We start from the raw sequence: 25,635 nt of genomic DNA on the forward strand, positions 1-25,635 counted from the left end.
TTGCGAGGCGGCCTCGCGCTGTCGCGCACGGAGCCGTCCAGACCCCCGGCCGCCGCTGCTCCGTGCGCCACAGAGGCGATTTCGCCGGCCTGGTTATACCCGGGTGTAACCGACCCTACAGACCGAGGCGCCGGGCCTTCCCGGCGATGCTGAGCGCGAGCCGTTCAGCGATCAGGTCGTCCGGAGCCCCGGCCGATTTGCAGGCCTTGTCGGCCGCCAGCACCTGCGGCTGGATCGCGTCGAGTTCAGGCAGCGACCAAGCGCGGGCCTGACGCAGGAATTCGCGCTCCGCCTTCCAGAACACGCCGGCCGCCTTGGCCGCCTCCTGCAGGCCGACGCCGTTGGCGGCGAGGGTCAGGGCGCGGCGCAGGCGCGCCAGGTGATAGCCCATGGCTCTGACCGCCGCGGGTCCCCCCTCCCCTTCGGCCGCCGCGCGACGCAGGCCCGCCTGGGCGGCGCCCAGCCGCGCGCCGAAGGCGTCGATGGCGGCCTCGGCGAGACTGGCTTCGGGTTCGACGCCGATGAAGTCGATGAGGTCGGCAGCGGTGGCGATGCGGCCGCTGCCGGGGCCGAGCCACAGGGCCAAGCGCTCGATCTCCTGCCGAGCCACGCCGCGATCGCGCGGCAGGCGGCTGACGAACAGTTCCAGGGCCTCGGCGTCGAGGCCGACCCGATCGCCGGCCAGGGCCTCGCGGGCCAGGCGGGCGACGTCGCCCGGCTCGTCGTCATAGCAGGGAATGGCCGCCGCCGATTGAGCCGCCTTCTCGGCGGCCTTGCGCAGGGCGGACTCGCGGCCGAGGGCGTCGGCCTCGATCAGCAGGAAGGCCTCGGGATTGAAGTCCCCCGCGAGGTGGCGGTTCAGGGCCTCGGCCGCCGCCTTGTCCGGACCGGCCTTGTCGCCCAGGCGCAGGCGGATAAGACGTCGACCTCCAGTCAGGGACTGGGCGCTGAGCGCCTCGTCGAGCGCGTCGGTCTCGGTGTCGCTGAGCACGGAGACATCGAAAGGATCGTCGATGCGCGGCACGATCTTGCGCGCCAGGGTATCGGCCCGCTCGCGCACCATCGCCCGGTCGCGGCCATGGATGACCACCGCCCGCAGGGCCGCGTCCGGCGCCTTCAGAAGGCGCTCAACGTCGGGCCGCTTGGAGACGATCATCGGTCGTGAGGGTCAGCGAACGGTGCGCTGGCCGGCGAGCCAGGTGGCCAGTTGCATCTGAATCTGGCGGGCGGCCTCGGTCGCGGCCCGCTCCTGCCCCTCCTGGTCGCCGGCGATGGCGGCGTAGGGCTGGGTCGGGTTGGCGTAGGTCACCGACACCCGCACCGTTCCGCCGGTCACGCGGCGGCCGGTGGTGATATCATTCAGCGCATAGTCGGCCTGCACGCGGTACTGGAAGCGGTCGGCGACGTTGTCGACCCGCACGCCGAGCGACGAGCGGGACTCGTTCAGCTTCAGCGTCATCTTCCACTGCGGCGGCGCGCCCTGGTTGTGGGCGAAGGCGTCGTCCAGTTGCTCGCGCATCAGGAAACCGAGGCGGCCTTGCGGCTGCTCGACCTCGATGGACGACAGCCCCGGCGTCACGCCCGGGCTCGCGTAGAGCGGCGTGAAGCCGCAGCCGGACAGTCCCACGGCGGCGAGACTCAGGCTGGCGGCGATCAGAACGGCGCGACGGCGCATCGGCTCTCCAGGCTTCCCGTCAGGCGGCGACGATGTTGACGATGCGGTCCTTGACCACGATCACCTTGCGCACCGTCAGGCCCGCAAGGTGCGGCGCCACAGACGAATCCGCCAGAGCGATTTTCTCCACCTCGGCCTCGGCCAGACCGGCCGGCACCACGATCTCAGCGCGGCGTTTGCCGTTGATCTGCACGGGCAGGGTGCGGCTGTCGTCGGCGGCCAGGGCGGCGTCGGCGGCGGGCCACGGCGCATCGACCACCAGGCCGGATTCCCCCAGACGCGCCCAGCATTCTTCAGCCAGGTGGGGGGTGAAGGGCGCGATCAGGCGAGCCAGGATGTGCAGGGCCTCGGCGCGTGCGGCCTTCAGGCCCTCGCTCGCGCCCTCGGCCGGCGAGGCCTTGAGAACATTGAGGAATTCATAGAGCTTGGCGACGCCGCTATTGAAACGGAAGCCCTCGATGGAGTCGGTGACCGCGCCGATGGCCTGGTGCGCCGCCTTGCGCAGGGCCGTGGCCGCCGCGTCATTGGCGTCATGCGCCGCCGAGCCCGCCTCATAGCCGTCGAACTCGGCCCAGACGCGGTTGACGAAGCGCCCAGCGCCTTCGACGCCTGAGGCGGTCCACTGCACGTCGCGCTCCGGCGGGCTGTCGCTCATCACGAACAGGCGCGCGGCGTCGACGCCATAGGCCTGGAAGATGTCTTCCGGGGCGACGACGTTCTTCTTGGACTTCGACATCTTCTCGATGTCGCCGATGGTCAGCGGTTCGCCGGCGTTGCCGTGATGCGGCGCGCGACGCGCCTTGCGTTCGCCGCCCTCGGCATAGAGCTCCACATCGGCCGGCTCGACCCACAGGCCGTCCGGATCCTTGTAGGTCTCATGGGTGACCATGCCCTGGGTGAACAGGCCGGCGAACGGTTCGGCCACGCTCAGCATGCCCTCGTCCTTCAGGGCGCGGGTGATGAAGCGGGCGTAGAGCAGGTGCAGCACCGCGTGCTCGACGCCGCCGATATACTGATCGACCGGCATCCAGTGGTCGGCGGCGGCCTTGTCGATCGGCGCGTCGGCGGTCGGGTCGGTGAAGCGGGCGAAGTACCAGCTGGAATCGACAAAGGTGTCGAGGGTGTCGGTCTCGCGTTCGGCCGGGCCGCCGCAACCCGGGCAGGTTACGTGACGCCAGGTCGGGTGGCGCAGCAGGGGGTTGCCCGGGCGGTCGAAGGTGACGTCGTCGGGCAGCTTCACCGGCAGGTCGGCCTTCGGCACGGCTTGCGGGCCGCATTCCTCGCAATAGATCACCGGGATCGGACAGCCCCAGTAGCGCTGGCGCGAAACGCCCCAGTCGCGCAGGCGATAGACCGTCGCGCCCTGGCCCTGGCCGGCGGCTTCCACGCGGTCGATCACCGCCGCCTTGGCGGCCTCGATCTCCAGCCCGTCGAGGAACCGCGAATTGAAGATCCTGCCGGGGCCGACATAGGCCTCCTTGCCGACCGCGAAGCTCGCGGCGTCTTCCCCGGACGGCAGGACCACGGGGCGCACCGGCAGGTCGTACTTGCGGGCGAAGTCGAGGTCGCGCTGGTCGTGCGCCGGGCAGCCGAAGATGGCGCCCGTGCCGTAGTCCATGAGGATGAAGTTGGCGATCCAGACCGGCAGGGTCAGGCCCGGCTCCAGCGGGTGGGCGACGCGCAGGCCGGTGTCGTAGCCGAGCTTCTCGCCGCCTTCGATCTCGGCCTCGGACGTACCACCGGCCCGGCATTTCGACACGAAATCAGCGACTTGGGGATCGGCGGCGGCCAGCTGCTCGGCCAGCGGATGGTCCGGCGCCACGCCCACGAAGGCGGCGCCGAACAGGGTGTCCGGACGGGTGGTGTAGACCTCGATCCCGTCCTCGAAGCCGCCCGGAACGGCGCCGTCGAACAGGAAGCTGAGGCGCAGCCCCTTTGACCGGCCGATCCAATTTTCCTGCATCAGCCGGACCTTGTCCGGCCAGCGGTCCAGGGTCTTGAGCCCCTCGATCAGGTCGTCGGCGTAGTCGGTGATCCGCAGGAACCACTGGGTCAGCTTTTTCTTCTCGACCACCGCGCCGGAGCGCCAGCCGCGGCCGTCGATCACCTGCTCGTTGGCGAGCACGGTGTTGTCGACCGGATCCCAATTGACGACGCCTTCCTTGCGGTAGGCCAGGCCCCGGGCCCAGAGGTCCAGGAACCACGCCTGCTGCTTGGCGTAGTAGGCCGGGTCGCAGGTCGCGAACTCGCGGCTCCAGTCGATCGACAGGCCCAGCTGCTGCAGCTGGCCACGCATGGCGGCGATGTTGTCCCAGGTCCAGCCGGCGGGGTGGACGCCCCGTTCCATGGCCGCGTTCTCGGCCGGCATGCCGAAGGCGTCCCAGCCCATCGGATGCAGCACGGAGAAGCCCCGGGCGCGCTTGAAGCGGGCCACCACGTCGCCCATCGCATAGTTGCGCACGTGGCCCATGTGGATGCGCCCCGACGGATAGGGGAACATCTCGAGCACGTAGTACTTCGGACGGCCGTCGCCGAGGTCGGCGGTGCGGAAAACGTCAGCCTCGGCCCAGGCGGCGCGCCACTTGGGTTCGGTGTCTTTCGGATTGTACCGGGCCATGGAACCTTGAGGCCTAGGAAGCGAAGGCGGCTGGGATCAGCTGCCGATGTTGGACAGGCGCAACTGGCGCGCCCGGGTCAGGACGGCGTTCTCGAGATCGACCTCGGTCTGGTCGGTGACCGGGGCGTCCACCCAGGCGCCGCTGGCGTTGCGGGTCTGCTTGAACACCGTGATGTTGAGGCCGTCGGCGCGCAGGCGGGTGTCGAGAATGTAGGTGGTCACCTTGAAGCGCTCGTCCTGCTTCTCGGGATTCACATACCAGTCGGTGATGATCACGCCGCCATACGGGTCGGCCGAGGCCAGGGGCATGAAGGCCAGGGTGTCGAGCGTCGCGCGCCACAGATAGGCGTTCACGCCCAGGGCGGCGTCGCCGGCCGCGGCGGAGGAGACCGTCCGCGAACCGCCGCCGTCAAACGGATTGATCTTGGAAACCGCGCCGCAGGCCGTCAGCCCCAGCGTCGCCAGCGTCAGGGCGCCGATCGCCCCACGCCGCAGCGCCGTCCGCATCCAAGCCCGGTCAACCAGAGGCATACTTTGCTCCATCGTTTCGCGACGCGCGCCCGCGCGTTTTGCGACGCCGCACCCCCCGGTCGCGGTCTATAACATGGCCGCGTTTGCTCCAAACCGAAATCGCGCCCGCGCGTGGACGGGGCTTCGCGTGACCTTACAGCCACAGAGTCGCCATCAAACGTGGTTAAACCAGAAGGAGTCGGGCGGTGGGGCGTTGACCCCGGAGAACTGAGCGCTTTAATCGAGTCGACGGACGGTCCTCACGGAGCGTCCAGGGGCGTGGGGCGTTTTGTGTACGGGCTGTTTGGAGAGTTGAAAGTGTCGCGCGGCGTGACGCTGAAGGCTGTGGCTGCAGCGGCGATCCTGGCGGGATCGGCGTCGGTGGCGCATGCCCAGTCGATCTCGCAGTCGACCAGCAAGTCTTCGACCACCGATTTCACGGTGAAAAGCGACTTCGCCCGGCAGTCGCCGCTCGGCCCGGGCCAGACCCTGCAGTTCGACGCCGAACAGGGCCGCTGGGGCCTGAAGCTCGATCTCGACCAGCCGGCCTACCGCGAAATGCAGCTGAAGGACGTCCAGGCGGGCGCCTACTTCAAAGTGACCCCGAACGTCCGCGTCGGCGCCTCGGCCGGCGTCGCGGGTCAGAACGACCTGGCGCCGCAGCGCCGCGTGCCGGTCGGACCGACGCCGCGCGTGCGGCTGGAAACCGCCTTCAAGTTCTAAGACGACGAAGCCACGGCTTCGACCGCCGCCAGGCCGATCGCGCCTGAGCGAAGAAGCCTGCGCGCGGTGCATCGCGTGACGCCCCCGAGGGCGTAGGCCGGCAAGCCCGCCTGGCGAACCAGTCCCGTGAACTTCAGCACGCCGAGCGGCCGCGTCGCCGAAGCGCTGCGGCTGGGAAACACCGGCGAGATCACCACGGCGTCTAGGCCCGCCCGCGCGGCGGCTTTCGCCGCGCCCGGGCTGTGGGCGGCGCCGGTGACGATCCAGCCCGGCCGACGCAGACGCGGCGCCCGGCGAACCAGGCGTTCGGGCAGATGCAGGCCGTCGGCCCCGATGGCGGCGGCGAGGGCGGGGTCGGCCCCGACCAGCAGCATGAGCCGTCGCCGCCGCGCGACGGCGGCCAGGCGAAGGCCGGTCTGGACGGCGTCCGAGGCTCCGAAGGCGCGGAAGACGACGCCCGCCCCGTGCGGCAGACGCTCGGCGATGGCGACGGGATCGGGCGTGCGCTGGGGGTCGGTGAAGAAGAGCAGGGTGGGCAAGGCGGCCCTCGCCGATCTAGAAGCGCCGGCATGGCGCATGTGCGCCGCCGCCCTCGCCAGATCGCTCGCCTGATGTCCCACCGCGCCGAAATCCTCGCCCGCATCGAAAAGGCCGCCCGCGCCGCCGCCGAAGTTTTGGGGCGCGAACCGGCGGATGTGACCCTGACCGCGGTCTCCAAGCAACAGCCGGACGATCGGATCGACGCGGTTCTCGCCGAGGGCCAGCGGGTGTTCGGGGAAAACCGGGTGCAGGAGGCCCAGGGTCGCTGGGCGCACCGGCGCGAAGGCCTCGAGCTGAGGCTGATCGGGCCTCTTCAGAGCAACAAGGCGCGCGACGCCGTCGCCCTGTTCGATGTCATCGAGACCCTGGACCGGCCGAGCCTGGCCAAGGCCCTGGCCGACGCGATCCAGCGCGAGGGCCGCGCCCCGCGCCTTTATGTGCAGGTCAACACGGGCGAGGAGCCTCAGAAGGCGGGCGTCGCGCCCCTCGATGCCGACGCCTTCATCGCCGACCTGCGAAAGACCTACGACTTCAGCATCGAAGGCCTGATGTGCATCCCCCCGGCCGAGGAGCCGCCCGGGCCGCACTTCGCCCTGCTGCGCAAGATCGCCGAACGTAACGGCGTCGCGAAGCTGTCGATGGGCATGAGCGGGGACTTCGAGACCGCGATCCGCTTCGGCGCCACCGCCGTGCGGGTGGGATCGGCCCTGTTCGGCGCGCGATAACCGCACCCTGAGCTCAAGCTTGCGACCTTAAGGGTTGGTCGCGCGGGCGGGCTGTTGCACATTCCGGTCATGGCGCAACGCAAGACCCTGCTGATCATCGACGACGACATCGACCTGCGCGGCGCTCTGGCCGAGCAACTGCAGCTCCACGAGGAGTTCTCGGCGACCGAGGCGGGGACCGCCGGCGAGGGCGTGCGGCTCGCCAAGGAAATCCGCCCCGATCTCGTCCTGCTCGATGTCGACCTGCCCGACATGGACGGCCGCGAGGCCTGCCGCCTGATGCGCAAGGGCGGGGTGACCGCGCCGGTGATCATGCTGACCGCCGCCGCCAGCGACAGCGATCAGATCCTCGGCCTCGACGCCGGGGCCAACGACTATGTGACCAAGCCTTTCCGCTTCGGCGTGCTGCTGGCCCGCATCCGCGCCCAGCTGCGCAGCCATGAGGCTTCGGAGGACGCGCACTACCGCATCGGCCCTTATGAGTTCCGCCCGTCCGGCAAGCTGCTGATCGACGACAAGGGCAAGAAGACGCGTCTGACCGACAAGGAAACCTCGATCCTCAAGTACCTCTATCGGGCCGGCGAGAAACCGGTGTCGCGCGAGGAACTGCTGGCCGAGGTGTGGGGCTACAACGCCGGGGTGACCACCCACACCCTGGAGACCCACGTCTACCGCCTGCGCCAGAAGATCGAGCCAGAGCCCGGCGCCGCGCGCCTGCTGCTGACCGAACAGGGCGGCTATCGGCTGGCGCCGTAGCGGCTCGCGGCCTTAGTGGCCGGCCGTTTTCGAGAACAGGTTCATCACCGCCACGCCGGCGACGATCAGCGCCATGCCGGCTATCGCGGGCAGGTCGAGCTTCTGGCCCTGCAGAGCCCAGGCGGCGAGGCTGATCAGCACGATGCCGACTCCGGACCAGATGGCGTAGGCGACGCCGGTCGGGATGGTCTTCAGCGTCTGGGACAGGCAGGCGAAGGCGATCGCGTAGCCGACCACCACGATCAGCGACGGCGCCGGCTTCGAGAAGCCGTTCGACGCCTTCAGCGCGGTGGTGGCGATCACCTCCGCCAGGATCGCGCCGGCCAGGAAGACGTAGCCGTTCACAGCGACAGGTCGGCGCTGACCGGGGCGTGGTCGCTGGGCCGCTCCCACTCGCGCACGTCGTCATGGATGCGGCTGCGCGCCTGGCCGCCGTCGAAGGCGGCGTCCCGTAGTCCGGGGCTCAGCAGGATGTGGTCGAGCCGCAGGCCGCGGTTGGATTGCCGGAAGTCGGCGGCGCGATAGCTCCACCAGGAGGCCAGCTTTTGCGGCTCGGGGTAGGCCTCACGCGTGATGTCGGTGAACTCCAGGCTTTCATGCAGCCGCCGCATGGCCTCGACCTCCACCGGCGTGTGGCTGACGATCTTCGACATGTACTTGTGGTTCCAGACGTCGTTCTCGCCCGGGGCCACGTTGAGGTCGCCGACCAGGGCCAGGGGCGCGCGGCGATCACGGCGCGCCATCTCGGCGGTCAGGGTCTCGTAGAAGTCCAGCTTGTGGTCGAACTTCGGGTTCAGCGCCCGGTCGGGGATGTCGCCGCCGGCCGGGATGTAGAAGTTGTGCAGCTCCACGCCGGCGATCCGGCCGCTGACGCAGCGGGCGTGGCCTTCGCGGCAGGCGTTGAGCGGCGTCACATCCTCGATGGGATGGCGCGAGGCGATCGCCACCCCATGCCAGCCCTTCTGGCCGGCGATCTTCAGGTGCGGCAGGCCGATGGCCTCGAAGGCCTCACGCGGAAACTCGTGCGTCTGACACTTGATTTCCTGCAGGGCGATGACGTCCGGCGCGGCTTCGTCGACGAAGCGGGCGACCTGCTCCATGCGCAGGCGGACGGAGTTGACGTTCCAGGTGACGAGGCGAAGGCGCATGACCCGGTCTTAGAACGCTCCGCCGACGGCGCGAATAAAAAAGACCCGGGCGCGGAGGGCGCGCCCGGGTCTAAAGGGGTCGTCTCGCAAGGCCCGGTCCAGGAGGGGAATACTGGCCGGGCGGACGTGTCGCTGGTCGGAGAGCGACGCGATGTGGCACAATGGCCACGGCCAAATTAAAAGTCAATGAAAAAGCGGTCCGTTCTTGATTGTGACGTTTTCACCACGATCAACGTACGGGCGAAGGCCTCGGCCTTGGATCGCGCAAGAGGAACAACTTGTTATCGAGACCGCTGGTGGGGCGGAATTCGGTCAGCCGAACGCGCGTCGACGAGCCTCGGGCGTCGTTGACCGTCCAGCCCAGCAAGCTGACGGGATCGTTGGAGAAATTCAGCGTGATGCTGCCCCGCGTCTCGCGCTTCACATCCTCGGCGGTGATCGAGAAACCGTCGGCCAGCTGCGCCACGCGGGTGATTCGCACGCCGCCATCGAGCCGCACGCGGCGGGCCAGGAACAGGTTCAACGGCGTGGCGCGCAGCAGGGTGCGGTCGAAGGTCTTCAGCCGGGCGTCGAACACGCTGACGTTCAGGCCGTCGGCGACGACCAGCAGTCCCGACGGCGGCTCGTACTCGAACCGCGCCTTGCCCGGCCGCCTGATGAAGATCTTGCCCTGGGTCGTCGCGCCGCGATTGTCGGTCTGCACGAAACGGCCCTGCGCCTCCTTCAGTCCCTCGAGATAGGCCACGGCCTTGTCGGCGAGCGCTTGGTCGGCCGCCGCCAGTTGGGCGAAGGCCGGGGAGGCGCCAAGGGTCGAGACTGCGGCGAGGGGGAGGGCGGCGAGAAGGGCGCGGCGGTCGAGGGTCGTCAAAGGTCAAGCTCCGGTTGGTCCGAGCCATAACGCGCGAGAAGGGCGAAAGGGAGGCTCCGGTGTGACCGAGAATCTTCCACATCCCGGCTGAAGGCCGTCGAAGCGATCCGTTCAGCCGGCGGTCATTCTCCAGGGCGCGCTAGGGCGGCGGCGGAGCCAGGATGTCGCGCTTGCCGGCGTGGTTGGCCTGGCCGACCACCCCCTCGCGCTCCATCCGCTCCATCAGTGAGGCGGCGCGGTTATAGCCGATCTGCAGGCGGCGCTGGATGTAGCTGGTCGAGGCCTTGCGGTCGCGGGTGACGACGGCCACGGCGTGGTCGTAAAGGTCGTTGGCGCCGCCCTCGCCCGCGAAGGCCCCCTCGATGGCCTCGGCGTCTTCTTCATCGCCGCCGGCGGTGACTTCCTCGAGGTACTGCGGCTCGCCCTGTTCGCGCAGGAACTTGGCCACGGCCTCGACCTCGCCGTCGGAGACGAACGGGCCGTGCAGGCGGGTGATGCGACCGCCGCCGGCCATGTAGAGCATGTCGCCCTGGCCCAGCAGCTGCTCGGCGCCCTGTTCGCCCAGGATGGTGCGGGCGTCGATCTTCGAGGTGACCTGGAAGCTGATCCGGGTCGGGAAGTTGGCCTTGATGGTGCCGGTGATGACGTCGACCGACGGGCGCTGGGTGGCCATGATCAGGTGGATGCCGGCGGCCCGGGCCATCTGGGCCAGGCGCTGCACCGCGCCTTCGATGTCCTTGCCGGCGACCATCATCAGGTCGGCCACCTCGTCGATGACCACGACGAGGAAGGGCATGGGCTCGGGGCGGATCTTCTCGCTCTCGTAGATCGGCTTGCCGGCCTCGTCGAACCCGGTTTGCACGGTGCGCTCGAAGTGCTCGCCGCGCGACAGGGCCTCGCGGGCCTTTTCGTTGTAGCCGGCCACGTTGCGCACGCCGATCTTCGACATGCGGCGGTAGCGGTCCTCCATCTCGCGCACCGTCCACTTCAGGGCGACGATGGCCTTCTTCGGATCGGTGACGACCGGCGCCAGCAGGTGCGGGATGCCGTCGTAGACGGAAAGCTCCAGCATCTTCGGGTCGATCATGATGAAGCGGCACTGGTCCGGCGGCAGGCGATAGAGGATCGACAGGATCATGGCGTTGACGCCCACCGACTTGCCGGAGCCGGTGGTGCCGGCGATCAGCAGGTGGGGCATCTTGGCCAGGTCGGCGATGTAGGGCTCGCCGCCGATGGTCTCGCCCAGGGCCATGGGCAGGCTCTGGGAGGATTTCTCGTAGTCGCTGCTCGACAGCAGGTCGCGCAGGTAGACGGTCTCCCGCCGCTGGTTGGGCAGCTCGATGCCGATGGCGTTGCGTCCCGACACCACCGAGACGCGGCAGGCGGCGACGCTCATCGAGCGGGCGATGTCGTCCGACAGGGCGACCACGCGGGCGTGCTTCACGCCGGGGGCGGGCGCCAGTTCGTAGAGGGTGACCACCGGCCCGGGGCGGATCTGGTCGATCTGGCCGCGAACGCCGAATTCGGAGAGGACGCTTTCGAGCAGGCGGGCGTTCTGCTTCAGGGAGCCTTCGTCGAACTGCGAGGCGCGGGGCTTGGGCTTGGCCAGCATGGCCAGCTCCGGCAGGGCGAAGCCGCCCGGTTGGACGAAATCGAAGGTCTTCTGCTTCTCGCGCAGCTCGCGGCCGGAGTCGCGCGGCTGGGCCTTGGGCTGGCGCACGGTCAGGGGCCGCTCGTCTTCCGCCACGGCGGCGTCGTAGGCGTTGGCCGCCTGCGGGGCGGCGATCTGCGGCTCCAGCGGCTCGGGCTCGACGGCCGCCGCGCGCGGCTTGCGCGCTCGCGGCGCGACGGGCGCGGCCTCGGCATAGGGATCGGCTTCCGGCGCCGGGCGGCGGGCGGTCGCCTGCGACAGCCAGGTCAGGCCGCCGGCGACATCCAGGCGACGCGCGCCGAGGGCGAACGCCAGGGTCCAGACAGCGGCGACAAGGAGGAGGAGGGCGGCGATGGCCGTGGCGCCGGGCACGTGGGCGTAGGCGAGCACGCCGGCGAGGCCGCGCAGGACGAAATCGCCCCAGAACCCGCCGAGGCCGCGGGCCAAGGGCCAGGCGGCGGGCGGGGCGGGCAGGGCGAAGACCCCGGCGAGGGTGACGAGGCCGAGGATCGCGATCAGGGCCCGGCGGCGCAGGGGGCCGCGAGCGCCGTCGGGATCGACCTGCAGGGTGCGGGTCACGCCGAAGACCACCAGCACGGCGGCCAGGACGAAGGCGCCGAGGCCCAGGGATTGCATGGCCGCGTCGGCCGCCAGGGCGCCCGCCCCGCCGAGGGCGTTGGACGGCGCCAGCGCGGTGGCGACGTTCCAGCTGGGATCGGCGGCGTTGTAGGTGGCGACGGAGAACAGCAGGGCCGCCCCCAGCGTCGCGACGACGCCGCCACGGAAACGCGCGACCATAGGATGGCTCCAGGTCACGCGCGCCAGGCGCCAGGCGAAAGCCGGTCCGGAAAGCTCGGCGGCGGGCCGCGCGCTTCGCGCCATGCGGGGAGTCTCCAACAGACAACGGGTCGTCCCACCCTTCTGCGGCCGAGAGGGTTAAGGGGCGTTTACCTCGATGCGGCCGATCGCGTCGAAAGCGGCTGGACTTAGGGGACGGGGAGGCGACATATCCGCCCATGCCGAACGCGCCCCAGCTCGACGCAGACGTCCTCATCGCCGGGGCCGGCATGGCCGGGGCGACCCTGGCCCTGGCCCTGGCGCAGGGCGGGCTGAAGGTGATCCTGGTCGATCCTTTGCCGTTCGACGACCAGGTGGCCCCGACCTTCGACGGCCGCGCCTCGGCCATCGCCTACGCCTCGTTCCGCCAGTGGCGCACCCTCGGCCTCGCCGCCGAGCTGGAGCCGCACGCCCAGCGCATCGAGCAGATCCTCGTCACCGACGGGCGCACCCCCGGCGCGTCCGGCCCGCCGGCCCTGCCCGCCTACCTGCGCTTCGAATCCGCCGAGATCGCCGACCGCTCGGACGGCGAACCGCTCGGCTACATGCTGGAGAACCGCCGCATCCGCGCCGGCCTGGCGGTCGGCGTCGGCCGTTCGAACATCGCGGTGCTGGCGCCCGCGCGCCTGGCCGGCCTGGAGGTTACGCCCAGCCACGCTGTCGTGACCCTGGATGACGGCCGCACCCTGACCTGCGCCCTGGTGGTCGGGGCCGAGGGCCGTGGCTCGACGGTGCGCCGCGCCGCCGGCATCGGCGACATCGGCTGGCGCTACGGCCAGTCCGGCGTGGTCGCGACCGTGCGGATGCAGCGCGACCACGGCGGCGTCGCCCACGAGTATTTCCTGCCCGGCGGCCCGTTCGCCATCCTGCCCCTGACCGACAATCGCGCCAGCCTGGTGTGGACAGAGGCGACGGCGCGCGGCGAGGCCCTGCGCGAGGCCAGCCCCGAAGCGTTCCATGCCCACCTGACGCGCCGCTTCGGCGAGTTCCTGGGCGAGGTCGAGAAGCTGGGCCCGACCTTCGTCTATCCGCTGTCCCTGGCCATGGCCGAGCGCCTGGTCGCCCCGCGCGTGGCCCTGCTCGGCGACGCCGCCCAGGGCATCCACCCCATCGCCGGCCAGGGTCTCAACCTCGGTCTCAAGGGCGCGGCGGCCCTCGCGGAGGTGGCGGTCGAGGCGCGGCGGATCGGCGAGGATATCGGCGCCGAGGCGACGCTGGAGCGCTACGCCCGCTGGCGCCGCTTCGACAATGCGGCCATCGCCGTCTCCAGCGACCTCTTCGTCCGCCTGTTTTCCAACGATAATCCGGTGTTGCGCCTGGCGCGCGGCGTCGGCATGGCGGCGGTGAACCACATCGGCCCGGCGCGGAAGTTCTTCATGCAGGAAGCCGGCGGCGCGGTCGGCGACCTGCCCAAGCTGCTGCGGGGCGAGCGGATCTAGGAACGCGCCGGCCGTTGACGGCTTTCTTCCGCCAGATGCGGAGGTTCCGATGCTCGATCATTCCGGTTTCGTCGTCACCGACCTTGCGGCCGCGCGTCGCTTCTACGACGCCATCGCCAAGCCTCTGGGCCTGATGACCGCCGACAACGGCGACCAGGCGTTCCTGCTCGGCCGCGGCGTCACCGAATACCCCTATCTGTGGATCGGCACGCTCAGGCCGTCCTACTGGGTCGAGGGTTCCCGCGCCGGCCTCAACCAGATGCATTTCGCCTTCACCGCCGACAGCGAGGCGAGCGTCGACGCCTTCCACAAGGCGGCTTTGGCCGCTGGCGGCCGCGACAACGGTCCGCCCGGACCACGCGAAGGGGTCAAGGACTACTACGGCGCCTTCGTGCTCGACCCCGACGGCAACAACATCGAGGCGTGCTACCGCGGCGGCTAGAGCCTTTTCGGGCCAGATGGACTCATCTGGCTTTGAAAAGGCTCCACTTTCCGATGTTTAGAGCGCGCCGGGCGGGTTAACCGCACACACTTAACCCTGGCGCGCTCTAGCCCAGCTCGCGGGCTTCTTCCGGCAGCATCACCGGCACGCCGTCGCGGATCGGATAGGCCAGCTTGGCCGCGCGGCTGATCAGTTCGCCGGCGGCGCGGTCATACTCCAGCGGCGTGCGGCTGACCGGACAGACCAGAACCTCCAGCAGGCGCGGATCGACCTCGGGGCCGGGGGCGGAGAAGGAAGCGGCGTCATCCATGGCGGTGTTTCTACTGGATCGACGGCGGTCCGTCATCGTCCATGGCGGCGTCGATCTCCAGCAGGGCGATCAGGGCGTCGCGGCGATCGGCGAGGGTCAGGGCCTCGAGCAGCAGCTGCTTTTCGCCCGGCTCGAAGGGCAGGGCCATCGACAGGCTGTTGATCAGGGCGTCGGCCGGGGCGCCCTCGGCGCTCTCCCAGTCGATGTCGAGGCCGCGATGGTCGAGATAGCGGCGCAGGGCCGAAAGGAACGGCGCACGTTCGAAGGCCTCCGGCACGACGCCTTCCTGCAGGTCGGCTTCGAAGGCGGCGAAGCGCGCGCGCACCTGGCGATAAGGGGTCAATACCGACAGCTCCTCGCCGGTATGGAAGCGGCAGACGCCGGTGAGGGTGACGAGATAGCGGCCGTCGCTGGTCTCGGCGAAGCTGGTCACCCGGCCGACGCAACCGACCGGGGCGAGGGGAGGGCGCGTCTCGTCGTCGCCGCCGCGCGTCTGCACCATGCCGATCATCCGCTCGCCGGCCATGGCGTCGTCGAACATGTTGAGATAGCGCGGCTCGAAGATGTTGAGCGGCAGCTGCCCGCCCGGCAGCAGCAGGGCGCCGTCCAGCGGAAAGACCGGGATCACCTGCGGCAGGTCGGACGCCTTGCGGTAGCCGGTGGCCATGAAGGCCCTCTCTTCTGAGACCTCAGGAGAACAGGATCGAAGATAGCCTGCGACGACCCTGTTTGGCGACGTCGGACATCGGTCCGGCCGCCTCGAAGACCGTCAGCAACTGTTTGCGCGCCGCCTCGTCGTTCCAGGCGCGGTCGCGCGCCACGATGGTGAGCAGATGGTCGGCGGCTTCCTCGAAACGGCCGGCGCCGGCCAGGGCCTTGGCCAGTTCGAAGCGAGCTTCGTGATCGTCGGCGTCCTTGGCCAGGCGGGCCTCGAACGGCGCGGCCTCCTCCAGCGCCGGGGCGCTGTCGGCCAGGGCCAGGGCGGCGCGGACGCTCTCCAGGTCTGCGTCCTTGGCGTCGGCCGGGGCCATGTCGGCGATTTCGCGGGCCCGCTCGGCGTCGCCGCCGGCCAGATAGACGCGGGCGAGGCCGCCCAGGGCCTTAACGTTCTCGGGGGCCAGCTGCAGGGCCTCGGCGTAGGCCTGGGCCGCGCTGCCCAGATCGCCGAGATCCAGCGACTCCTTGGCCAGGGTCAGAATCTCTTCCAGCTCCGCCTCGCCCGGCGGCTTGGCCAGGCGGTCGACGAAGGCCTTCACCTCGCTCTCGGGCTTGGCGCCCATGAAGCCGTCGACCGGCTGGCCGTTGACGAAGGCGTAGACGGTGGGGATCGACTGCACGCGCAGCTGGCCGGCGTAGCCCGGGTTGCGGTCGACATCGATCTTGACCAGCTTCACCGCGCCGCCGGCGGCGCGGACCACCTTTTCCAGCGCCGGGGTCAGCTGCTTGCAGGGGCCGCACCAGGTGGCCCAGAAGTCGACGATCACCGGGCGGGTGCGCGATTCCTCGATCACGTCGCGCATGAAGGTCGCATCGCCGCCCTCGACGATCAGGTCGTCGGCGCCGGGGCCGCTCGTCGGCGAAGGCTGGGGCCGGGTGTCTCCGATGAGGCTCATGATCGGTCCTGAAGTTCGGGCGCTGGCGCGCCTCATCTAACGTTCGGGCCGCAAGATGGTCGCCCGATGTCGTGGCCGCAACCGTTCGTCAGCCGTCGACCACCGCCATCCGCTCGAAATCGACGATCAGCGGCGTGATGTCCAGGGCCGCCAGGAAACGGCGGAAGCCGGCTTGGGAAAGGGCGGTGGTGGCGGTGTTGGTCAGGGGATGGAAGTTCACCGGGTCGGCGGCGGCCAGGGCGGCGTCGAGCACGAAGCGCACCCGGCGTTCGGCGTCGTTGATCAGGCCGAGCGCCGTGACCGAGCCGGGGGTCACCCCCAGGGTCTCCAGCATCAGCGCCTCATTGCCGAACGACAGCCGGGCCGACCCGATGGTCGCCGGCGCCTTTTTCAGGTCGATCGTCGTCTCGCCGAGCGCCGAGATCAGCCAGAGCTGGCCCTTGTGGTCCTTGAGAAACAGGTTCTTGGTGTGTCCGCCCGGCAGGCCGGCCTTGATCTCATGGCCTTCCTCCACGCGGAACACCGCAGGGTGTTCCAGGGTGCGGTGGGCTATGCCCTGAGCGTCGAGGAAAGCGAACAGGTCTTCGCGCGTCTTCATCACCCCGCTAATAGACAGCCAAGCGCCACCAGCGGAAGGGCCTCATGGAGCTCGAGTGCTACCCCACCACCGGCCAGCCGCCGGAGATCACCCCCGGGCGCCCGCAGCGCGCCTGGATGGACAAGTTCGCCGATCGTCATCCCTATCGCTGCCTGCCGCTGACCATGGCCAACACCACGGGCTGGGAAATCCTCTGCCCCATGGCCTTCACCGCCGAATGGGACGGCTCGCCCCACCAGCAGGGCATCACCCTGAAGTCGGACCATCCGCATCCGACCTTCCATGAGTTCGTGAAGAGCCATTTCAGCCGCGGCGTGGTCACCTTCCATCCGGGCTATCTGTTCAAGACGCCGCCGGGCTGGTCGATGTGGTGCTCGGGCCCGCCGAACCATGTGAAGGACGGCATTCAGCCGCTGACCGGCCTGGTCGAGACCGATTGGCTGCCCTTCCCCTTCACGATGAACTGGATCTTCACGACCCCCGGCAAGGTGCGGTTCGAAAAGGGCGAGCCGTTCTGCTTCATCACTCTGATTCAGGACAAGGCGATCGCCGAGTTCCAGCCGGTGATCAAGAACATGGAGAACAACGCCGTCCTGCGCGACCAGTACGACACCTGGTACGCCAAGCGGGAGGAGTTCAACGCCCGCATCTTCAAGCGCGAGCCCGAGGCGATGCGGGAGGCGTGGCAGCGCTTCTACTTCAAGGGCGAGGTGCCGGAGGGCGCGCCGGAATCCAACCTGTCGGCGACCCACGTCAACAAGCGACGCCTGAAGGGCCCGAAGCTCGGGATCTAGTTTCGGACGTACCAGGCGTCGTAGCGGCTGATCGCGTTCCAGACGCGACGGTAGCCGTTGGCCGCGAACAGCGCGTCGAGCTGCGCCTCGGCTTCAGTGTAGTTGTGCTCGACCGTGAAGGCGTTGACCCGCCAGCGATCGAAGTCGAAGGCCTGCAGGATCTCGACCTCGGAGCCTTCGGTATCGACCGACATGTAGTCGATCTCGCGTGGCGCGTCGTAGGCCGTCAGCAGGTCGTTCAGCGAGATCGTCCGGACCTGGGTTTCCTTGTAGCTGGCCCGATTGGTTTCCTCGTGGCCATCCTCGGGATTGATGTCGGCGATGCGCGACAGGTCGCCCTTGGCCACCATGCGGAAGGTCAGGGTCTCGTTGCTGCGCGAATAGACGCAGAGGTCGGAGACGTGACACATCCTTGCGTTGCGAACGCGCTCCACTTGGACGGGGTGGGGCTCGGCCAGGATGCCCTTCCAGCCCATGCCGGTTTCGAGGAAGTAGGTGTTGCTCAGCTTGATGCCGCTGGCGGCGCCGAACTCCACGAAATAGCCGCCGCGCTTGCCGCCGGCCCGCCACAGGGCCCAGAGTTCCTGAAACAGCTGCGAGTGGCTGCGGGACGCCAGGGGCGCGGCGAAGGCGACAAAATGGTTGAGGTCGTCGAGGTTCACCCGGTCGCCGGTCATCCGCATATGCTGCAGGAGGTGGTGCACCAGCTTGCCGCGCTTGGGGTTGCCGTCGTCGAGCGTCCAGGGGGGAGAAAGCTCCACGGGCGCTCCTAAAGCATGGTGGGGATCACGCGATCCGGCGGCCGGTGGCCGTCGAGGAAGGCGCGGATATTGACGATCACCTTCTCGCCCATCTCCGTCCGGCTCTCGACCGTGGCCGAGCCGAGGTGCGGCAGTAGCACGACGTTGGACAGGGTCAGCAGCTTCGGATGCACCGAGGGCTCGTGCTCGTAGACGTCCAGCGCCGCGCCGCCGAGCTCGCCGGCCGCCAGCATGGTCGCCAGGGCGGCCTCGTCGATCACCTCGCCGCGCGCGGTGTTGATGAGGATGGCGTGAGGCTGCATCAGCTTTAGCCGGCGGGCCGACATCAGGTGGTAGGTCGCCGGCGTGTGCGGGCAGTTCAGGCTGACGAAGTCCATGCGCGCCAGCATCTGGTCGAGGCTTTCCCACCAGGTGGCGCCGAGCGCCTCGGCGATGGCCGGGCTGAGCGGCTTGCGGTTGTGATAGTGCACCTGCATGCCGAAGGCCTGGGCCCGCTTGGCCAGGGCCTGGCCGATGCGGCCCATGCCGACGATGCCGAGGCGCTTGCCGGTGATGCGCCGGCCGAGCATGCCGGTGGGCGCCCAGCCCTTGTACTCCTGGGCCTCGATCATCTTCACGCCCTCGACCATGCGGCGCGAGGCGGCCATCAGCAGGGCCATGGCGAGATCGGCGGTGTCTTCCGTCAGCACCCCGGGGGTGTTGGTGACCGTGACGCCGCGGGCGTTGGCGGCGACCACGTCCAGGTGGTCGAGCCCGGCGCCGTAGTTGGCGATCAGCTTCAGCTGCGGGCCGGCGGCGGCGATGACCTCGGCGTCGATGCGGTCGGTGATGGTCGGGGCGAGAACATCCGCCCGGGCCACGGCGGCCTTCAGTTCATCCGCCGTCAAGGGTTTGTCGTCGAGGTTCAGCTCGGCGTCGAACAGTTCGCGCATCCGGGTTTCGATCGAATCCGGCAGGCGACGGGTGACGATGACTTTGGGCTTGCGGGCGGCCATGCCTCGGGTCTGTAAGGGCGGGCGCGCCCGAGGTCAAAGGGCTGCGTTGGGAGCCAGCAAGGGCGAGGCATGGGCGAGAGCCGGATGAGAGCGATCGGGGGAGCAACGGCGATGCTGCTGGTCGTGCTGGCCGGCCCCGCGGCGGCGGTTCCCAAGGTCACGCCCTCGGGCCTGCCGGTGCCGCGCTATGTCTCCCTGAAGTTCGGCAAGGTGAACGCCCGGTCGGGCCCGGGCGAGGACTACCGCCTGCTCTGGGTCTATCGCGCCAAGGATCTGCCGCTGCAGATCATCGCCGAGACGGCGGACTGGCGCCGCGTGTGCGATCCGGAGGGCCAGGCGGCCTGGGTGCACAAGCGCGGCATCGACGGCGCCCGTACCGCCATGCGGATGAACGGCGGCCCGCTGCCGCTGCGCGCCCGGCCCGAAGCCCAGTCGCATGTCCAGGCCTATCTTCGGCCGCAGTCCATCGCCGCCGTCGATCGCTGCGAGAAGGGCTGGTGCAGGTTGAAGGTGCAGGGCGTATCCGGCTGGACCCCCGCCGGCGATATCTGGGGCGCGGCGCCGGCCCAGCAGTGCCGCTGACCCGACCGCGCCGCCCCCAAACCGCATTGAGGACGTGGCGCACACCGTGCTAGGCCCTGCGACATGAAATCGAGTTTCGCCTACGAAGAGCTGCTGGCCTGCGCCCGCGGCGACCTGTTCGGACCGGGCAACGCCCAGCTGCCGGCCCCGCCGATGCTGATGTTCGACCGCATCGTCGAGATCAACAACGACGGCGGCGTCGCCGGTAAGGGCTATGTCGAGGCCGAACTCGACATCAATCCGGACCTCTGGTTCTTCGCCTGCCACTTCATCAACGACCCGGTGATGCCGGGCTGCCTGGGCCTGGACGCCATGTGGCAGCTGGTCGGCTTCTTCCTGGGCTGGTCCGGCGCGCCCGGCCGGGGCCGCGCGCTCGGCGTCGGCGAAGTGAAATTCACCGGCCAGGTGACTCCGGACGTCAAGAAGCTGGTCTACAAGATCAATCTGAAACGGGTGATCATCCGCAAGCTGGTGATGGGCGTCGCCGACGGCGTCTTGGAGGCCGACGGCAAGGTCATCTACGAGGCCAAGGACCTTCGGGTCGGCCTGTTCGGCCGCGAACTCGCCTAACGCCTCGGGCGTCTAGGCTCAGCCGTTCGCCGAGAGGAAGAAGGAGTATCCATGCGCCGCGTCGTTATCTCGGGCCTGGGCATCGTGTCGTCGATCGGCACGGGCGCCGACGAAGTGACCGCCTCCCTGCGCGACGCGCGCTCGGGCGTCGTCTTTGCTCCCGAATACGAGAAGATGGGCTTCCGCTGCCAGGTGCACGCGCCGCCTCACAAGGACGGCCAGCTGCTGGAGTGGGAGAGCCTGGTCGACCGCCGCGCCGCCCGCTTCCTGGCGCCCGGCACCGGCTACGCCCACATCGCCATGGAGCAGGCCATCGCCGACTCCGGCCTGACCGAGGCCGAGGTCTCTCATGAGCGCACCGGCCTGATCGTCGGCGCCGGCGGCCCGTCGACCAGCGCCATCGTCACCGCGGCCGACGTCACCCGCGAGAAGGGGCCCAAGCGCGTCGGCCCCTTCGCCGTGCCCAAGGCGATGAGCAGCGGCCCCTCGGCGGCGCTCGCCACCTGGTTCAAGATTCGCGGCCTGAACTTCTCGATCTCCTCGGCCTGCGCCACCTCGACCCACAGCATCGGCAGCGCCTACGAGCAGATTCAGCTCGGCAAGCAGGACGTGATCTTCGCCGGCGGGACCGAGGAGCTGGACTGGACCCTGTCGAACCTGTTCGACGCCATGGGGGCCATGTCGACCCACTACAACGACCGCCCGGCCGTGGCCTCGCGCGCCTATGACGTCGATCGCGACGGCTTCGTGCCGGCCGGCGGCGCCGGCGTCGTCGTCGTCGAGGAGCTGGAGCACGCCAAGGCCCGGGGCGCCAAGATTCTCGCCGAGATCGTCGGCTACGCGGCCAATTCCGACGGCTTCGACATGGTCGCCCCCTCGGGCGAAGGCGCCGAGCGCTGCATGCGCCTGGCCCTGGAAAGCGCCGGCCATCGCACCATCGACTATCTGAACCCGCACGGCACCTCGACGCCGGTCGGCGACGCCAAGGAGATGGGCGCGGTGCGCAACGTCTTCGGCGACAAGATCCCGGCCATCTCCTCGACCAAGTCCCTGACCGGTCACAGCCTCGGCGCGGCCGGGGCGCAGGAGGCGATCTACTGCCTGCTGATGATGCAGGCCGGCTTCCTGGCCGAGAGCGCCCACATCGACAACCTCGACCCCGAGTTCGAGGGCCTGCCGATCCTGCGCGCCCGCGCCGACCGCCAGGTCGAGACGGTGATGTCCAACGGCTTCGGCTTCGGCGGCACCAACGGCTGCCTGATCCTCAACCGGATCTAGACGGTGCAGCAGCCGCACGGCCCGCTGCGCTCGTTCGGGCGCATTAAGAGCCGCGTGCTCAAGCCGAACGCCGCCGCCCGCATGGACGGCCTGCTGCCGCAGCTCGCCATTCCCGACGGCCCGCTCGATCCCCAGGCGCTGATGCCGGGGGCGACCGAGGTCTGGCTGGAGATCGGTTTCGGCGGCGGCGAGCATCTGGCCGCTCAGGCCGCCAGGCGGCCCGACGTGCTGGTGCTCGGCGCCGAACCCTTCATCAACGGCGTGGCCAGCGCGCTCGGCCACATCGAGGCGGCGGGCCTGACCAATGTGCGGCTGCGCCAGGACGACGCCCGCCCGATCGTCGACGCCCTGCCGGACGCTTCGCTCAGCCGCATCTTCCTGATGTTCCCAGACCCCTGGCAGAAGGCGCGGCACCATAAGCGCCGGATCGTGCAGCCCGAGACCCTGGCGGCCTTCGCGCGGGTGCTGAAGCCTGGCGGCCGCTTCCGCTTCGCCAGCGACTGGGCCGACTATGTCGACTGGACCCTGGAGCGCGTCACCACCTCGCCGGACTTCCGCTGGACGGCCGAGCGGGCCGACGACTGGCGAATCCCGCCCGCCGATCACGTGACCACCCGCTACGAGGAAAAGAAGCTCGGCGACATCGCGCCGGTGTTCCTCGACTTCGAGCGGGTCTGACGCTTCAGCGATGCTGCGGCGGCGGAGGCGCGGCCTGCTGCGAGACCTTCAGGACGAAGGCGATCACGGTCGCCACCGCTTTATAGAGCGCCTCGGGAATCTCGCTGTCGAGCTCGATGGTCGACAGGGCCTCGGCCAGGGGCGCGTTGACCTCCAGCGGCACCTGATGCTCGCGCGCCCTCTCGATGATCTTCTCGCCGGTCTCGCCCCGCCCGACGGCCACCACCCTGGGGGCGCTGGCCGCGTCATATTTGAGGGCGACGGCGAGGGCGGGCCCGGGCGTGGGTTTGTCGCTCATGTCAGCCGGTCCACGAACTGACCCCGTGGCGGCGTGGGCCGCTGCGGCGCGCCGCCCTGAATCCTCACCTCGCCACCGAGGTCGCGCGCGAGGCCGGCGCTCTGGGCGTGCAGCAGATCGAGGCTGCCCTCGCGCTCGGCCCAGAGATTGACCGCCGTGCGCGGCCCGACCTGGCTGAGCTGCACATGCACGGGACCCAGGGGCTCGAAGTTGAGCGAGAAGCGCGCCCGCCAGGCGGCGGCCCCGGCCTCACCGCCGGACTCGCGGCCGTCGCGGTCGATCTCGAACTGGGCGATCGTCGTACCCTGCGGCGTCGCGATGGGAATTTCGAACATCCAGGCGGCGGTCTCCGCCCCTTCGGCGGGCTGAGCGGCCTGTGTCGAGGCAAGCTGGTGGAGGGCCTGACGCGCCAGGGCCTGATCGACCTGCTCGGCCAGGTGGCGGACCACCGCCGCCTCGCCGGCCTGGGTGGGCAGGGTGGATGGGACCGGGGGCTGACCGGCAAGGGTTGAGCCTCGCACCGGCGGGGCCGGCGTGGTCGGGGTGACGGGTTCGACGGGCGGCGGCGTCTCGCGCGCCAGCGCGGGGCGCGGCGGCAGGGGGCTCGGCTCGTCATCCTCAAGCCTGATGGCGGCGGCCTGGGCGGCCAGCAGCAGGCTGGACTGGCTGATCGTGCGCTGGGCGTTCACCGAGCCCGCCGCGAGTTGAGCCGCCTGGGCGGCGGCCTGCTGCGCCAGGGCCAGGGCGTTCTGGGCCGTGGTTTGGGCGGGGGTCGGGGCGGCGTCATCGTTCGGAACCGGCGTCGCCTCGGCCGGCGGGGAGCCGGCGGCGCGCTCCAGCTGGCTCGCCGCCGCTGCGGCGGCCGTCGCGGTCTGCCGCAAGGCCTCGATCTGGGTCTGGACCTGGGCCTGCTGCTGCGCGCGCTGGGCGCCCTGGATGGCGGGGTCGAGTAGGGCGTCGGCGGTTTCCGGCGTCGCGGCTGTCTGGGCGGCGAGCAGCAGGCTGGGCTGGCTTACCGCCAGCGGCGAGTCGACCGCATGGGCGGCGGTCTGTTGCGGCGGCGGGATCGTGGGCGGCGTGGCCGGCGAACGGACCGGGGCCGCCTGACCCGTCGTTTGGCCCGGCGTCTGAGTCGCGGCCTGCTCCGTCGGAACGGTCGTTGGCGTGGCCGTCGTCCCCGGCGGGGTTACGGGCGTCGGCTGCGGCGGTGACGGCGCGGGCGGGATCGCGGCTTCGTCGCCGATGAGCGCCTGCTGCGCGGTCGCCAGGGTCTGGCGCAGGCTGAGCAGGGCGGCCTTGAGGTCGCCGGCCGGGTCGAACGCCGCCGGGCCGGCGAGGTTGGCTTCCAGGAACAGGCCCGAGCGGGCGACGGCGTCCCGCAAGGTCTGGGCGCTGAGCCCGTTCTCAACGGACAGTCTCTGCGAGAGCACCCGGTTCACGGCGGCGCGGACATCGGCGGGCAGAGCGGCCGTGGCCGGCTGGCTGGCGGCCGAGGCCTCGCCGAGGTCGGCGAACAGCGGGGCGAGGCTGGTCTGGCGCGCGGCGGCGGTCGCGCGCCTGTCGATCATCGCCTGAACGATGGGATCCGGGGTCGTCTCCGTCGGCGTCGCCGCGGGCGCGCCGGCGGCGGTCTCGACGCCGGGCGTCGCGGCGGCGGCCGGGGTCTGACCCGCCAGCTGCTGCGCGGCGACCGGGCGGTCTTCCGGCAGGGGCAGGGCCGGCGCGACCACCGTCGACGACGAGATCGGAGCGATCGGCGATAGCGGATCGGGGCTCATGCGGGGCCTGGCGGCGGACGACGATGCCCGCCAGCCTGGGGCCAAGGCCTTAAGAATCCTGAAGGATCGAGCCGGAGCATGGGCCGCAAAGAAAAAGGGCGGCTCGCGCCGCCCTTCCGGATTCTAGTAGCTTTCGTCGAAACGACGGATCGACGTGCGGATGATCTCGGCCGTCTCCTCCGGGTCGGCCCAACCGCTGATCTTGGTGGTCTTGCCCTTCTCCAGGTCTTTGTAGTGCTTGAAGAAGTGGGCGATCTGTTCGGTCAGGATGGTCGGCAGGTCCCGCCAGCTGGAGACGCCCGTGTAGAACGGATGCAGCTTGTCGACCGGCACGGCCAGGATCTTTTCGTCCGAACCCGCCTCGTCGACCATCATCAGGGCGCCGATCGGGCGGCAGCGGATGATCGCGCCGGGCACCACCGGGGTCGGACCCACCACCATGATGTCGGCGGGATCGCCGTCGTCCGCCAGGGTGTGGGGGATGAAGCCGTAGTTGGCCGGATAGAACATGGCCGTGTGCAGGAAGCGGTCGACCATCAAGGCGCCGGAGGCCTTGTCGATCTCGTACTTCACCGGCTCGCCGCCCTGCGGGATTTCGATGACGGCGTTGAGATCCCAGGGGGGATTGACGCCAACGGCAATCTTGGAGAGGTCCATGAGCACTCACGAGGCGGTGATAATGGCGCGGGTCTATGGACCGAAATTGTGCGCTGCGAAAGAGGGCACGCGCCTTCAACGCTCACACGGGGCTGACAAAGCCTGTCGGGGAGGCTATATAGGCTTCACATCGATCGTCTGCGCTGGATGGCGCTTTCGAGCGGCGGCCGAAAGGCCCGCCGCTTTTTTGTTGGATTTTCCGGCCCGCCCCGCCTTTGGGGAGGTCGGCGTGAGGCAAGGCGTTGCGCGGAAAGACCGCCGAAGACCGTCAGCTGCTCGACCTGCTCGACCCGGTGGCCGAGGCGGCGGGCTATGAGATCGTGCGCCTGCGTCTGATGGGCGGCGACGAGCAGCGTCGGCTGCAGATCATGGGCGAACGCCCGGATGGCGACATGAACGTCGAGGACTGCGCCCGCCTGTCGCGCGCCATCTCGCAGATCATGGACGCCGCCGATCCGATCGCCGGCGAATACATGCTGGAAGTCTCCAGTCCCGGCGTCGACCGCCCCCTGACCCGCCTGAAGGATTTCGACACCTACGAAGGCCTGGAGGCCCGCGTCGAGCTGGACCGCATGGCCGAGGGCCGCAAGCGTTTCAAGGGCGTGCTGGCCGGCGTCGACGGCGACAACATCGGCATCGACCTGGAGGGCGACGAGCACACCGCCCTGATCCCGTTCGCCTGGATCGTCGACGCCAAGCTGGTGCTCAGCGACCAATTGATGAAACGGGGGGCCGCCCAGCGCGCCGCCCGCATCGAAAACGAAAACCCGTCCGAAGACGAAGAGGACTGAC

At 69.8% G+C, this 25,635-nt stretch carries 29 protein-coding genes; 11 read left to right on the top strand and 18 right to left on the bottom strand.

Annotated elements, in window-relative coordinates:
• Positions 1-115 precede the first annotated feature (115 nt).
• From holA to ACFLIT_RS07775, 4 genes are read right to left on the bottom strand one after another with little or no spacing between them, the layout of a single operon-like run.
• Complete coding sequence (gene holA / locus ACFLIT_RS07760; RefSeq protein ID WP_479910635.1) at positions 116-1,156, bottom strand: DNA polymerase III subunit delta; 1,041 nt, start codon at positions 1,154-1,156, stop codon at positions 116-118.
• Positions 1,157-1,168: 12 nt separating this feature from the next.
• The gene (gene lptE / locus ACFLIT_RS07765) at positions 1,169-1,675 is read right to left on the bottom strand and encodes an LPS assembly lipoprotein LptE (RefSeq protein ID WP_479910636.1); all 507 of its coding nucleotides are present in this window, start codon (positions 1,673-1,675) and stop codon (positions 1,169-1,171) included.
• A 19-nt stretch (positions 1,676-1,694) separates the two neighbouring features.
• Positions 1,695-4,292 (bottom strand): leucine--tRNA ligase, encoded by a 2,598-nt coding sequence (leuS, locus tag ACFLIT_RS07770; RefSeq protein WP_479910637.1) that lies wholly within the window; start codon positions 4,290-4,292, stop codon positions 1,695-1,697.
• A 36-nt stretch (positions 4,293-4,328) separates the two neighbouring features.
• Positions 4,329-4,823, bottom strand: a complete 495-nt coding sequence (locus ACFLIT_RS07775; protein ID WP_479910638.1) for a DUF3576 domain-containing protein — start codon at positions 4,821-4,823, stop codon at positions 4,329-4,331.
• A 297-nt stretch (positions 4,824-5,120) separates the two neighbouring features.
• Here ACFLIT_RS07775 and ACFLIT_RS07780 point away from each other — a divergent pair, with 297 nt between their 5' ends.
• Positions 5,121-5,525 (top strand): NtrZ family periplasmic regulatory protein, encoded by a 405-nt coding sequence (locus ACFLIT_RS07780; RefSeq protein ID WP_479910639.1) that lies wholly within the window; start codon positions 5,121-5,123, stop codon positions 5,523-5,525.
• Here ACFLIT_RS07780 and ACFLIT_RS07785 read toward each other — a convergent pair.
• Positions 5,522-6,064: a thiamine phosphate synthase gene (locus ACFLIT_RS07785; protein WP_479910640.1), complete on the bottom strand. Its 543-nt coding sequence runs from the start codon at positions 6,062-6,064 to the stop codon at positions 5,522-5,524. The two genes, ACFLIT_RS07780 and ACFLIT_RS07785, sit on opposite strands and share 4 nt — an antisense overlap.
• Before the next feature lie 72 nt (positions 6,065-6,136).
• On the opposite strand from ACFLIT_RS07785, the gene ACFLIT_RS07790 reads away from it, so the two are divergent.
• A complete protein-coding gene (locus ACFLIT_RS07790; RefSeq protein ID WP_479910762.1) occupies positions 6,137-6,790 on the top strand; it encodes a YggS family pyridoxal phosphate-dependent enzyme in 654 nt (217 codons plus the stop codon).
• 69 nt (positions 6,791-6,859) lie between these two features.
• The gene (locus ACFLIT_RS07795; protein ID WP_479910763.1) at positions 6,860-7,546 is read left to right on the top strand and encodes a response regulator transcription factor; all 687 of its coding nucleotides are present in this window, start codon (positions 6,860-6,862) and stop codon (positions 7,544-7,546) included.
• Between the two features lie 12 nt (positions 7,547-7,558).
• Here ACFLIT_RS07795 and ACFLIT_RS07800 read toward each other — a convergent pair whose 3' ends face one another.
• The 4 genes from ACFLIT_RS07800 to ACFLIT_RS07815 form a co-directional block, all read right to left on the bottom strand.
• Positions 7,559-7,891, bottom strand: a complete 333-nt coding sequence (locus tag ACFLIT_RS07800) for an SMR family transporter (protein ID WP_479910641.1) — start codon at positions 7,889-7,891, stop codon at positions 7,559-7,561.
• Positions 7,888-8,694 (bottom strand): exodeoxyribonuclease III, encoded by an 807-nt coding sequence (gene xth / locus ACFLIT_RS07805; protein ID WP_479910642.1) that lies wholly within the window; start codon positions 8,692-8,694, stop codon positions 7,888-7,890. Before xth ends, ACFLIT_RS07800 begins: the two co-directional genes overlap by 4 nt.
• A 229-nt stretch (positions 8,695-8,923) precedes the next feature.
• Entirely contained in the window at positions 8,924-9,562 is a 639-nt protein-coding gene (locus ACFLIT_RS07810; RefSeq protein WP_479910643.1) for an outer-membrane lipoprotein carrier protein LolA, read from the bottom strand.
• A 139-nt stretch (positions 9,563-9,701) separates the two neighbouring features.
• Complete coding sequence (locus tag ACFLIT_RS07815; protein WP_479910644.1) at positions 9,702-12,095, bottom strand: FtsK/SpoIIIE family DNA translocase; 2,394 nt, start codon at positions 12,093-12,095, stop codon at positions 9,702-9,704.
• A 134-nt stretch (positions 12,096-12,229) separates the two neighbouring features.
• Here ACFLIT_RS07815 and ACFLIT_RS07820 point away from each other — a divergent pair, with 134 nt between their 5' ends.
• Positions 12,230-13,489 carry a UbiH/UbiF/VisC/COQ6 family ubiquinone biosynthesis hydroxylase gene (locus ACFLIT_RS07820; protein WP_479910645.1) on the top strand — a complete coding sequence of 420 codons (1,260 nt, stop codon included), beginning with the start codon at positions 12,230-12,232 and terminating at the stop codon, positions 13,487-13,489.
• A gap of 49 nt (positions 13,490-13,538) precedes the next feature.
• On the top strand, positions 13,539-13,931 hold the full coding sequence (locus ACFLIT_RS07825) for a VOC family protein (RefSeq protein WP_479910646.1): 393 nt from the start codon (positions 13,539-13,541) through the stop codon (positions 13,929-13,931).
• A gap of 106 nt (positions 13,932-14,037) precedes the next feature.
• Here the strand turns inward: ACFLIT_RS07825 and ACFLIT_RS07830 are convergent, their stop codons facing one another.
• From ACFLIT_RS07830 to ACFLIT_RS07845, 4 genes are all read right to left on the bottom strand, one after another.
• Complete coding sequence (locus ACFLIT_RS07830; protein WP_479910647.1) at positions 14,038-14,241, bottom strand: Trm112 family protein; 204 nt, start codon at positions 14,239-14,241, stop codon at positions 14,038-14,040.
• Positions 14,242-14,251: 10 nt separating this feature from the next.
• Positions 14,252-14,908 (bottom strand): LON peptidase substrate-binding domain-containing protein, encoded by a 657-nt coding sequence (locus ACFLIT_RS07835; protein ID WP_479910648.1) that lies wholly within the window; start codon positions 14,906-14,908, stop codon positions 14,252-14,254.
• A gap of 22 nt (positions 14,909-14,930) precedes the next feature.
• A complete protein-coding gene (locus ACFLIT_RS07840; protein WP_479910649.1) occupies positions 14,931-15,854 on the bottom strand; it encodes a tetratricopeptide repeat protein in 924 nt (307 codons plus the stop codon).
• Positions 15,855-15,942: 88 nt separating this feature from the next.
• Positions 15,943-16,452, bottom strand: coding sequence for a prolyl-tRNA synthetase associated domain-containing protein (locus tag ACFLIT_RS07845; RefSeq protein WP_479910650.1), 510 nt, complete (start codon positions 16,450-16,452; stop codon positions 15,943-15,945).
• A 44-nt stretch (positions 16,453-16,496) separates the two neighbouring features.
• Here ACFLIT_RS07845 and ACFLIT_RS07850 point away from each other — a divergent pair, with 44 nt between their 5' ends.
• Entirely contained in the window at positions 16,497-17,246 is a 750-nt protein-coding gene (locus ACFLIT_RS07850) for a DUF6065 family protein (protein ID WP_479910651.1), read from the top strand.
• Here the strand turns inward: ACFLIT_RS07850 and ACFLIT_RS07855 are convergent.
• Together ACFLIT_RS07855 and ACFLIT_RS07860 are read right to left on the bottom strand one after the other, a co-directional pair.
• Positions 17,243-18,007 (bottom strand): FkbM family methyltransferase, encoded by a 765-nt coding sequence (locus ACFLIT_RS07855; RefSeq protein WP_479910652.1) that lies wholly within the window; start codon positions 18,005-18,007, stop codon positions 17,243-17,245. The genes ACFLIT_RS07850 and ACFLIT_RS07855 overlap by 4 nt on opposite strands.
• Before the next feature lie 8 nt (positions 18,008-18,015).
• Positions 18,016-19,002 carry a 2-hydroxyacid dehydrogenase gene (locus ACFLIT_RS07860; protein WP_479910653.1) on the bottom strand — a complete coding sequence of 329 codons (987 nt, stop codon included), beginning with the start codon at positions 19,000-19,002 and terminating at the stop codon, positions 18,016-18,018.
• 111 nt (positions 19,003-19,113) lie between these two features.
• Between ACFLIT_RS07860 and ACFLIT_RS07865 the strand changes: the two genes are divergently transcribed.
• From ACFLIT_RS07865 to trmB, 4 genes are all read left to right on the top strand, one after another.
• Positions 19,114-19,584 (top strand): SH3 domain-containing protein, encoded by a 471-nt coding sequence (locus tag ACFLIT_RS07865; RefSeq protein WP_479910654.1) that lies wholly within the window; start codon positions 19,114-19,116, stop codon positions 19,582-19,584.
• Between the two features lie 63 nt (positions 19,585-19,647).
• Positions 19,648-20,154 (top strand): 3-hydroxyacyl-[acyl-carrier-protein] dehydratase FabA, encoded by a 507-nt coding sequence (fabA, locus tag ACFLIT_RS07870; protein WP_479910655.1) that lies wholly within the window; start codon positions 19,648-19,650, stop codon positions 20,152-20,154.
• A gap of 51 nt (positions 20,155-20,205) precedes the next feature.
• Positions 20,206-21,432, top strand: coding sequence for a beta-ketoacyl-ACP synthase I (fabB, locus tag ACFLIT_RS07875; protein ID WP_479910656.1), 1,227 nt, complete (start codon positions 20,206-20,208; stop codon positions 21,430-21,432).
• A 3-nt stretch (positions 21,433-21,435) separates the two neighbouring features.
• Positions 21,436-22,110 carry a tRNA (guanosine(46)-N7)-methyltransferase TrmB gene (gene trmB, locus ACFLIT_RS07880; protein ID WP_479910657.1) on the top strand — a complete coding sequence of 225 codons (675 nt, stop codon included), beginning with the start codon at positions 21,436-21,438 and terminating at the stop codon, positions 22,108-22,110.
• 4 nt (positions 22,111-22,114) lie between these two features.
• On the opposite strand, the gene ACFLIT_RS07885 is transcribed toward trmB, so the two are convergent.
• The 3 genes from ACFLIT_RS07885 to ppa form a co-directional block, all read right to left on the bottom strand.
• On the bottom strand, positions 22,115-22,408 hold the full coding sequence (locus ACFLIT_RS07885) for an EscU/YscU/HrcU family type III secretion system export apparatus switch protein (protein WP_479910658.1): 294 nt from the start codon (positions 22,406-22,408) through the stop codon (positions 22,115-22,117).
• Complete coding sequence (fliK, locus tag ACFLIT_RS07890) at positions 22,405-24,186, bottom strand: flagellar hook-length control protein FliK (RefSeq protein WP_479910659.1); 1,782 nt, start codon at positions 24,184-24,186, stop codon at positions 22,405-22,407. The genes ACFLIT_RS07885 and fliK overlap by 4 nt, the downstream gene beginning before the upstream one ends.
• A gap of 123 nt (positions 24,187-24,309) precedes the next feature.
• Positions 24,310-24,843 carry an inorganic diphosphatase gene (gene ppa, locus ACFLIT_RS07895; RefSeq protein ID WP_479910660.1) on the bottom strand — a complete coding sequence of 178 codons (534 nt, stop codon included), beginning with the start codon at positions 24,841-24,843 and terminating at the stop codon, positions 24,310-24,312.
• Between the two features lie 242 nt (positions 24,844-25,085).
• On the opposite strand from ppa, the gene rimP reads away from it, so the two are divergent.
• Complete coding sequence (rimP, locus tag ACFLIT_RS07900; RefSeq protein WP_479910661.1) at positions 25,086-25,634, top strand: ribosome maturation factor RimP; 549 nt, start codon at positions 25,086-25,088, stop codon at positions 25,632-25,634.
• The last annotated feature ends 1 nt before the right edge of the window (position 25,635 follow it).

Source organism: Caulobacter sp. HJHS_5 (assembly GCF_056683955.1).